Source organism: Acinetobacter sp. IRS14 (assembly GCF_034650275.1).
GTDB classification, from domain to species: domain Bacteria; phylum Pseudomonadota; class Gammaproteobacteria; order Pseudomonadales; family Moraxellaceae; genus Acinetobacter; species Acinetobacter oleivorans.
Genome location: NZ_JAOVFN010000041.1, coordinates 1 through 9,817, shown reverse-complemented (window position 1 = coordinate 9,817; position 9,817 = coordinate 1). Strand labels below are relative to the sequence as shown.

Annotated in this window: 8 protein-coding genes; 3 read left to right on the top strand and 5 right to left on the bottom strand. The window is 38.1% G+C overall.

All coding sequences use genetic code 11. From position 1 onward, the window contains the following. The first annotated feature begins 111 nt into the window (after window positions 1-111). Entirely contained in the window at window positions 112-555 is a 444-nt protein-coding gene (locus tag ODQ17_RS18765; protein WP_013197195.1) for a DUF2726 domain-containing protein, read from the top strand. Between the two features lie 14 nt (window positions 556-569). On the opposite strand, the gene ODQ17_RS18760 is transcribed toward ODQ17_RS18765, so the two are convergent. The 5 genes from ODQ17_RS18760 to glnA form a co-directional block, all read right to left on the bottom strand. Then, entirely contained in the window at window positions 570-770 is a 201-nt protein-coding gene (locus ODQ17_RS18760; RefSeq protein WP_151766924.1) for a hypothetical protein, read from the bottom strand. 114 nt (window positions 771-884) lie between these two features. Next, window positions 885-2,342: an alpha/beta hydrolase family protein gene (locus ODQ17_RS18755; protein ID WP_005307181.1), complete on the bottom strand. Its 1,458-nt coding sequence runs from the start codon at window positions 2,340-2,342 to the stop codon at window positions 885-887. Window positions 2,343-2,454: 112 nt separating this feature from the next. Further along, a complete protein-coding gene (gene ubiA, locus ODQ17_RS18750; protein ID WP_199942810.1) occupies window positions 2,455-3,333 on the bottom strand; it encodes a 4-hydroxybenzoate octaprenyltransferase in 879 nt (292 codons plus the stop codon). Next, on the bottom strand, window positions 3,330-3,839 hold the full coding sequence (locus tag ODQ17_RS18745; protein WP_004790961.1) for a chorismate--pyruvate lyase family protein: 510 nt from the start codon (window positions 3,837-3,839) through the stop codon (window positions 3,330-3,332). The genes ubiA and ODQ17_RS18745 overlap by 4 nt, the downstream gene beginning before the upstream one ends. A gap of 126 nt (window positions 3,840-3,965) precedes the next feature. Beyond that, window positions 3,966-5,381 (bottom strand): type I glutamate--ammonia ligase, encoded by a 1,416-nt coding sequence (gene glnA / locus ODQ17_RS18740; RefSeq protein WP_171056845.1) that lies wholly within the window; start codon window positions 5,379-5,381, stop codon window positions 3,966-3,968. A gap of 729 nt (window positions 5,382-6,110) precedes the next feature. Between glnA and ODQ17_RS18735 the strand changes: the two genes are divergently transcribed. Together ODQ17_RS18735 and ODQ17_RS18730 are read left to right on the top strand one after the other, a co-directional pair. Then, window positions 6,111-7,670, top strand: coding sequence for a peptide MFS transporter (locus ODQ17_RS18735; protein ID WP_322905558.1), 1,560 nt, complete (start codon window positions 6,111-6,113; stop codon window positions 7,668-7,670). After that, a complete protein-coding gene (locus ODQ17_RS18730; protein ID WP_322905556.1) occupies window positions 7,667-9,469 on the top strand; it encodes an aminopeptidase P family protein in 1,803 nt (600 codons plus the stop codon). Before ODQ17_RS18735 ends, ODQ17_RS18730 begins: the two co-directional genes overlap by 4 nt. Window positions 9,470-9,817 lie beyond the last annotated feature (348 nt).

Genomic DNA, 9,817 nt, shown 5'->3' with positions numbered 1-9,817 from the left:
GAGCGACGGACTGTTAATCCGCAGGTCCCTGGTTCGAGCCCAGGTTGGAGAGCCAAGATTCTTAAAAACCCACTCATCATGAGTGGGTTTTTATTTGTATGATGCCTTCACATGTTCGAATCGAGTCACTTATTTTTTATTGTTTTAGGTTGCTTAAGCACCTGCATTTTTCTTGTTGTTTGTTTACGCCCTTATTTATTTCCAAAACAAAAATTCTTTGCTCGCCCTGTTATTACAAACTTTGAAACTCAGATGTTTATTCGTTTAAAACAAAGTTTTCCAAGTCATCATGTTTTAGCACAAGTGGCTTTTAGTGCTTTGATTACCAGCAATGACTATAAAATTCGTAGTCAGTTCAACCGTAAAGTAACCGACTTCGTTGTGCTTAACGACAAAATGGAAGTAATTGCCATTATTGAGCTAGATGACCCTACCCATCTTGAAAAAGCAGAAGAAGACCGTATTCGTGATCAAATGCTCACAGAAGCAGGTTATATAGTAAGACGTTATACAAACATCCCAAGTGTACGTCAGCTACAAAAGGATATTCATTAAAAGCACTGCTATTATTATTTCTTTTCAGAACTTGCTGCTTCTTTTTCAGCTATTCTTTTTTCCATCTCTAAACGTTGCTGCTCATATTGTTTTTTAGTCTTAGCATCACTCTTTGCAGCTAAGAAAAGTATTCCAATAATTAAAAAAGGAATAAGTAAACCTAATCCCATTAATAACCAAGGAACAGATTTTTTTTCAACAGGTTGCTGGCTCATGACTAACTTCAAACTCAAACGATATCAATTTTAATATGCGTAACAATATAACAAAAAGAGCCGCTATAAAGTGGCTCTTTTTTAAAGCTAATTTTTTAATTAGATAATTAAATCTTAGAATTTACCTGTGCAGTGAGGACTTTGGCTAGCATCCTTCTGAGCATCTGTTAGTACAATACCCGTACCAGCTGACATATTGGCTTGAATGAAATCTACAGCATTGGCATTTTGACATATGATTGCTTGTGTATGGGTTGCATTCGGTACAATAGTTAGCTTATAGCCTTTATCATAGGCTGCTTGTGGGAAAAACTTCAAAGCATTCGCTTTCATATTCGCGAATAAACCTTGTGTGACTACAGGCAATACAGCTTGATCTTTTTCACCTTGAATAATAAATACAGGTGTTTTAATGACTTTCTCGACTGTAGCATTCGTCGCAGGTTGGGTTGCTGTCAAAAAGTTTTGAACAACTTGATCTGCCTTAAATTTATTCAGATCAATACCATACTGTGTAATTTGATGTGTAGGATCAGCCAAGAAAGTTAAGATTCCTGCTTTAAATTTCTCTTGCAAGCCATTTGCACTATCAGGTGCAGGATAACTTAAACATGCCCCATCATCACCTGTACGCCCATAAGCCAATTCTGCAACGTCAGCCGCTCCTGATGTAAAAATTGTCTTAAAGTCATAGTTTGGTTGCTGTGCTTTAATCCCTGCACTTGCGAATGCTGCATATGCTAACAACTCAGCATAACCCTCTGCAGTTTTATCAATTGTAGGTACAGCAAGTGCTAGTGGATCATTGGGAGACATTTGACCTGCAGCAATCGCTGCATCAATCTGTCTACGTGCTGTAATTGCCTGATCTAATTTACTAAGCTTATAACCACTGTCTTGATTCATTGCAGGATCAATATAAATTTGAATAATTGTTCCCAAGCTTGAAGCAGGTGCTCCAGCTACAGCACCCTTATAACTTGCATCCGTATTGGCAAATTCGGCAGTACCTAAAGATGCATGTCCACCTTGTGACTGACCAATCGACATCCAGTCACCCTTTAACTGGGCACCATAATGCTCTTTTACCGCTTTAACTGCAGCAAGCGCTGATTTTGCTTCACTAGATAAGTTTAAGTACGGATGCACTCCTGGTGTACCTAAACCCTCATAATCTGGTGCCACAATCACATAACCAGCCGCCAATAAAGTCTCAGCTAGGATTTTAAATCGTGGATTAATTGTATTCTTACTTGGCGCACAACCATCACCCACCCCAACAGTTCCGTGCTCCCACACGACCACACGGTAACCATCTTTAGGCTGAGTCGCTTTGGGGAACAATACCAGTGCTGTGGCAGTTGCTGTTTTTCCTTGAACATTTGCCATGTTATAAGTCATTACTTTAATCGTTGAAGCATTATCAACTTGATCTATAGCGTAATTACTTTCAGACAGATAGGTTTTATCAGGGTTTACGCCAACATAGTCATCATCATTGTCATTACATGCTGCAAGAAATAATGTTGAAACCGATAATGTTATAGCTAAAGCAATTTTTGACCGTTTCATAGAATATCCTTTTTTATGTATTATTTATTCCGCATATTTTTTTATGCACGAATATTAAGACATAAAAAAAGTGCTCTGCATAGAACACTTTTCAACCTTGCGGTCATTTTTACTATATGAAATTTAAAAATATTCCTAGAAAAATGATTAATCCAACCCAACGATTGTGACGGAATGCCCAAAAACATGCTTGGGGGTTGCGGTCTTTGGTTTTAATTGTTTGATATACAAAATCAAATGCAACAACAATTAAAGCAATGATCGCCCATGGAAATAAGATATTTTCTAAATACAATGCAGTGCCAATCAAAACAAGACTAGTTACTTGTAAAAGTGCGATGATCTGAATGTCATATCGACCAAAAAGAATAGCGGTAGATTTCACACCAATTTTTAAATCATATTCACGGTCTGTAATTGCATATTGAGTGTCAAAAGCCACTGTCCAAGCCAAATTACCAAAATAAATTAGCCAACACGTTATATCTAAAGGCTTACCCATTGCTGTAAATGACATTGGAATACCCCAAGAAAATGCCATACCTAACACGACTTGCGGTAAATGGGTATAACGCTTCATGAAAGGATATATAAATGCTAAAGCCAAGCCCCCTAATGCACAGTAGAACGTCGCGATAGGTAAAAAGAACAACGTACAAGCACTGGCAAATACTAATGCTAAAAATACATACACCGCTTCTCTTGGACGAATTACCCCTGTTGCCAAAGGGCGTGTTTTTGTACGCTCTACATGACCATCCACTTTACGATCAGCAAAATCATTAATTGCACAGCCAGCGGCACGCATAAAAATTGTACCTAATACCATCGCCAAAAGAATATGTAGAGGTGGCATTCCCTCTGCTGCAATCCAAAGTGCCCACATGGTTGGCCAAAACACCAGTTCTGTTCCAACAGGCTTATCAAATCGACAGAGATAATAATAAGCCTCTAAACGCTGACGCCATGTTATACCTGTTGCAGTCGTCATAGTAATTCCTTGTCGTGCTGCTGATTTAAAAAAGCTTCAAAAGCCGGTAAGAATGTTTCTTGAACAATAAATTTACATCCATGCCAAGTATAGCAACTTTGTCGTGTCCAGCCCTCAGGCAAACGAATGACACGGCGGTCACAAAGTGGTGTTGTTCTTTGAAATAGAAAAAAGCCAATTGGCTTAGAACCAATGTGCTGAAATATACGGGCTTTTTTTTGTAAACTTTGAATTGGAAAAATACTTTTTGCTTTCACCCATGGCTCTGCTTCACAGCCATATAAATAGGTTTCCCTTACCCACGAAGTGTGAGCATGAGACATCTTCATCCACTGACTATCTGCAAAAGTTAAACGCTGAAAATGTTCTTGAAAGGGCTTTACACTAAACTGGCCACCACCAAGTTCAGTCAATTGTTGAGTCAGAGAACCGGACGCATACAACCATGTTTTCAATTCAGGATTTAAAGTCTTTTCCTGTTTAAGTACTGGTTGTCGTTTACGCATAATCTGCTCACATGAAAACTCGCACCTAGTTTACCCCAATTTTTTGATAAAAAACGTAGAGAATTCAATCAACATTCCAAGCAATAAAAAAGCCTGCATAAGCAGGCTTTTTTACGAAAATATGTATTACAAGCTGTAGTACATATCGAATTCAACTGGGTGAGTAGTCGTGTTAAGACGACGTACATCTTCAGTTTTAAGTTCGATGTATGCATCAAGCATTTCTTTAGTGAACACGCCGCCTTTTAACAAGAATTCGTGATCTGCTTGAAGTGCTTCAAGAGCCATGTCTAAGCTATGAGCAACTGTTGGGATTTTTGCTTCTTCTTCTGGAGGAAGATCGTACAAGTTCTTATCAGCAGCTTCGCCCGGATGGATCTTGTTTTGGATACCGTCGATACCAGCCATTAACAATGCAGCGAAACCTAAGTACGGGTTCATCATTGGGTCTGGGAAACGAGCTTCGATACGCTTACCTTTAGGGCTAGAAACGTATGGAATACGGATAGAAGCAGAACGGTTACGTGCTGAGTAAGCAAGCATGATTGGCGCTTCGAAGTGAGGAACCAAGCGCTTATATGAGTTTGTAGATGGGTTTGTGATTGCATTCAATGCACGAGCGTGCTTGATAACACCACCGATGAAGTACAATGCCATTTCTGAAAGGCCTGCATATTCATCACCAGCAAACAAGTTCTTGCCATCTTTAGAGATAGACATGTGAACATGCATACCAGAACCGTTATCACCTACCATTGGTTTAGGCATAAAGGTTGCAGTTTTTGCATATTGGTGAGCAACGTTCCAAACAGCATATTTGAACTGTTGAACTTCGTCAGCTTTACGTACAAGTGTATTGAAGCTCACACCAATTTCTAACTGGCAAGAAGCAACTTCGTGGTGATGTACTTCTACACGGCCTGGGCCCATGATGTCTTCGATTTTTGCACACATTTCTGCACGCATATCTTGTGAAGAATCAACTGGAGGAACTGGGAAGTAACCGCCTTTAACACGTGGACGGTGACCAGAGTTACCAGACTCGTAATCTTTACCAGTAGACCAAGCAGCTTCTTCAGCGATTAATGTATGACGAGCGCCAGACATATCGATGTCCCACTTCACTTCGTCAAATACAAAGAATTCTGGTTCTGGACCAAAGAATGCAGTATCACCGATACCTGTAGATTTTAAGTATTCTTCTGCACGGCGAGCAATCGAACGTGGGTCACGCTCATAACCTTGACCAGTTGAAGGTTCAATAACGTCACAAGTCACAACTACAGTTGGTTCAGCAAAGAACGGGTCGATAAAACCTGTTTCTGCATCTGGACGTAAAATCATGTCAGATGCTTCAATGCCTTTCCAACCAGCGATTGAAGAACCATCAAACATTTTACCGTCTTCAAAAGTATCTTCATCAATAGAATCAGCTGGGTAAGTTACGTGCTGTTCTTTACCCTTAGTATCAGTAAAGCGAAAATCGACCCATTTTGCGCCACTTTCTTGTATGAGTTGAAGGACCTTGTTCGCCATGCTCATTTTGCTCCAATGAAATTTTGTTGCACTTGTTAAGTGCGTGTTAATTGCTGGTATTTATATAGCAATTCTCATACCAACTTTATAAGACTTACCTAAAACATTGAATTGCTTATAACTATCTATGATTTAGGTCCCTTGTCTTGAACCCATTATACTGTTTGCATAGTTAAATGCACCATATTCAGACATTTTCAAATTATGGCATACAAGAATAGCTCTCAATCGCCCTAATTTAGTGCAAAATTGTTGCGCCAATATGAATCACCGCATCAATATCTAACAGTCATTCATGATCATAATACTTTCTCATATATAAAGCTGACTTTCTTATTACAATGAATGAAAATAATAAAAGATGACTTATAAAATTTTAACCTTTAGTTGTCTCTTCTATATCTATCCATGCCTTTACCAAAAGTTCTAATGCAAATATCTCTTCAAAAAATAGTTCTCAAAAATTTAGAAATGTCAGCAATCGAATCATTCCTTACCTCAATAAATACTGAAGTTTTATAAAATTAGTTTTCTTTCGCTTATCAAGTTCTCTGCCGTGAAATAGGTTTTGGTCAGCTTTGGTGCAGTAAGAAACCAAAAGTTTTTTTACCATTTGTTATATACCTTTTTTATACATGACCAACTTGCTTTTCAATTTAAAAAAATCTAAAAAATAAAACATAACTTTTTTTTATAACTAAACAAACTAAAAGTTTGGCTTATTAAACTACAAATATGTTCAAAGGATTTGAAATGAAGCATGAACTCGAACAATCTGACACAGCTTTTTTCGGCCATCCAAAACCCTTAAAAACTTTATTTTTTACAGAACTGTGGGAACGCTTTTCTTACTATGGAATTCGACCCTTACTCGTTCTTTATATGGTCGCGATGGTCAATGATGGTGGTTTAGGTCTTGACCGTCCTACTGCCGCCGCAATTGTTGGGTTATTTGCAGGCTCTATGTATCTAATGACCGTTTTAGGTGGTTGGATTGCCGATAACTGGTTAGGTCAAGCACGATCCGTCTGGTATGGCTCCCTCATTATTGCATTAGGTCATTTATCAATTGCGCTTACCCCCATCTTTGATCAGTTCTTTTTTTATTTCGGCTTAGTCCTTATTGTTCTTGGATCAGGTTTATTTAAAACCTGTATTTCAGTGATTGTCGGAACATTATATAAAGCTCAGGATAGTAGACGAGATGCCGGCTTCTCCATTTTTTATATGGGAATTAATATAGGTTCTTTTATTGCTCCCCTTCTTACAGGCCTATTTGCACGTGATCATAACTGGCACTTAGGTTTTGGAATTGGCGGCCTTGGAATGTTGATTGCATTACTCATTTTCCGAGCATTAGCCATTCCTCAATTACAGTCCTTCAATCAATTGCGTCAGCAAACTGACAATTGGAATAAACCAATTGTTGAAAATAAAAATGCGCCAAAAATTGCTTTCTCTTTTTTGCTATCTGTTGCAGTTGTTATTGCTCTTACCTTCTTTGGTGTCATTCACATCAATCCAGTCGCTGTAGCAACCTACTTAACCGTAGGAATCGGCGTTGGTATTATTGCTTACTTTGCATATTTACTATTTTTCCTGAATTTAGAGCAGCATGATAAATTCAAAATTATTATTTGCTTTGTTTTATTAGCCGCCTCTGCCCTATTCTGGTCAGCTTTTGAACAAAAGCCCACAACTTTTACTTTATTTGCACAAGATTATACTGACCGTATTGTTTTCGGATTTGAGATTCCAACTGTATGGTTTGAATCAATTAATGCCCTATTTATTATTATCTTTGCTCCCGTTGCAGCATGGCTTTGGGCAAGACTGGGTAAATCAAATAAAGACCCAAGCTATATCAGCAAATTTATTATTGCATTGTTATTCGCAGCAGGTGGCTTTCTCGTGATGTCTTTTGCTAGTCGTTTCGCAATTGCTGGTGGCCTAGTTTCACCATTTTGGTTAGTAGGAACTTTATTTTTACTTACTATCGGAGAATTGTGTTTAAGCCCAATTGGTCTATCTACCATGACTAAACTTGCACCAGATGTTATACGTGGTCAAATTATGGGTCTATGGTTTACTGGCACAGCTTTAGGTAATCTTATCGCTGGTTTAATTGGCGGGCATGTATCGGCAGATGGCATTAATCATTTACCTACCTTATTTATGCGATGTGTTTTAGCGTTAGTGATTGGCGCAATCGTGTTATTTTTATTAAAGAAACCTATCAATAGATTAATGAACAAAAGTACCAGTAAAGTTCAACCTGAGTTGGAAACTATATGAGCGTTTTAACTGTTCCAGAAAAACTTGAGAAACTTCGTGAACTCATGCGCAATCAACATGTAGATGCTTTGATTGTGATGAGTGCCGATCCACATATGTCAGAATATTTACCAGACTACTGGAAAGCAAGGCAATGGTTAAGCGGTTTTAGTGGTTCGGTTGGTACGCTCGTCGTGACCCAAAACTTTGCTGGCCTCTGGGCAGATGGTCGCTATTGGGTACAAGCCGAGCAACAACTTATTGGAACTGGCTTTGCTCTTCAAAAATTAACAAGTGATGAATCTTCAACACATCTCGCTTGGATTGAAAAGAATCTACAACCAGAATCAGTTATTGCGGTAAATGGACATACCTTATCGGTTCAGCAATTTAAGGCGCTCGAACATACTGCACGACTTAATAATTATAAACTCGAAACACAGCAAGATTTAGTCGGAGAGATTTGGTTAAACCGCCCAGAACTTCCATCAAAGAAAATTCATCTCATGCCTGAAGGGTTAAATGCCCTATCTCGTAAAGAGAAAATTCAGGCTATTCGTGAGACATTAGCTAGCAAGAATATTGCGGGTCATTTCATTTCATCTTTAGATGATATTGCATGGATCTTAAATGCACGTGGGCAAGATGTAGAATATAACCCTGTGTTCCTTTCACATTTATATATCAGTGCAAAACAAACTGTTCTTTTTATTGATGCTGAAAAAGTTGATGTAAGCGTTCAGCAAGCTTTGGCAGCCGATGGTATTGAAATTCGTAACTACGAAGATACAGCTAAGTTTTTAGCGAATATTTCTGATGCATCGGTACTTTTAGATCCAGCCAAAGTCTCGATTTTTCATGAACAAGCCATCGCAAAAGATATTCGGATTGTATATGACATCAACCCGAGTACACTTTTAAAATCGCGTAAACATGAAAGTGAAATTGCTCATATCCGTCATGCAATGGTTAAAGATGGAGTCGCTCTTTGTCACTTTTTCCACTGGCTAGAGAAAGCACTTCATCATGGTGAAAGTATTTCAGAACTTACTATTGATGAAAAGATTACAGCTTTCCGTGCTCAGCAAGATGGATTTATAGGGCCAAGTTTTTCAACGATCGCTGGCTTTAATGCTAATAGTGCTCTACCTCATTATCGTGCAACTGAAGAACACTATTCATTTATCGAAGGTGATGGGCTTTTACTGATTGACTCAGGTGGGCAATATGTAGATGGAACAACGGATATTACTCGTGTTATTTCTGTAGGCACGCCAACAGGGCAACAAAAACGTGACTACACCTTGGTTTTAAAATGTCACATTGCTTTGGCAAAAACGATTTATCCAGAAGGTTTAGCTGCTCCTCTACTCGATTCAATTTGTCGTAATACTTTATGGCAACATGGTTTAGATTATCGACATGGAACAGGCCACGGCGTAGGCTTTGCGCTTAATGTTCATGAAGGACCGCAAGTACTTTCTTATTACGCGCCTATACATGCTTATAGTAAGTTGCGTGAAGGAATGATTATTTCTAACGAACCGGGCTTATACCATGAGGGACAATATGGTATTCGCATTGAAAATCTGGTTGCTAACAAACTTCACTCTGGATTTGAAAAAACTTACGGTGAATTTTTAGAGTTTGAAACGCTGACCCTTTGCCCGATTCATTTAGATTGTATCGTTGTTGATATGCTAACTAATGAAGAGAAAGACTGGTTAAATCGTTACCATCAAACTGTTCAAGAAAGACTAGCTGAACACTTGTCTGGAGAAGTTTTAGACTGGCTGATTTATAACACTAGAGCGATTTAATCTTCTTTTTTTACTCAGGCAGAATAATTTTCTATTTTGTAATAAAAGCTATTTTGCCTGAGTTGTACTTATCTATCATTTCAAAAAGTCTCACTTTTCAAAGTTGTTTTTTCTGCAAATTTCTAACGAATGAAATAGTTAAACTGGTTACTTCTTTTTTTGCTATATTAGCCGATTAGAAAGTGGCTTCTTATTTCAAATCTAAAAGCCTTTTCTGGAAACGGGTATCAATATGGGTAACTATTTTAGTCACTTATTAAATATATATTAACTATCATGAGGTTAAGTTCATCATGCTTCTAATGATCGAAAAGAAGGATTTAAGTGCATAACAGTTCGTAACAGTTT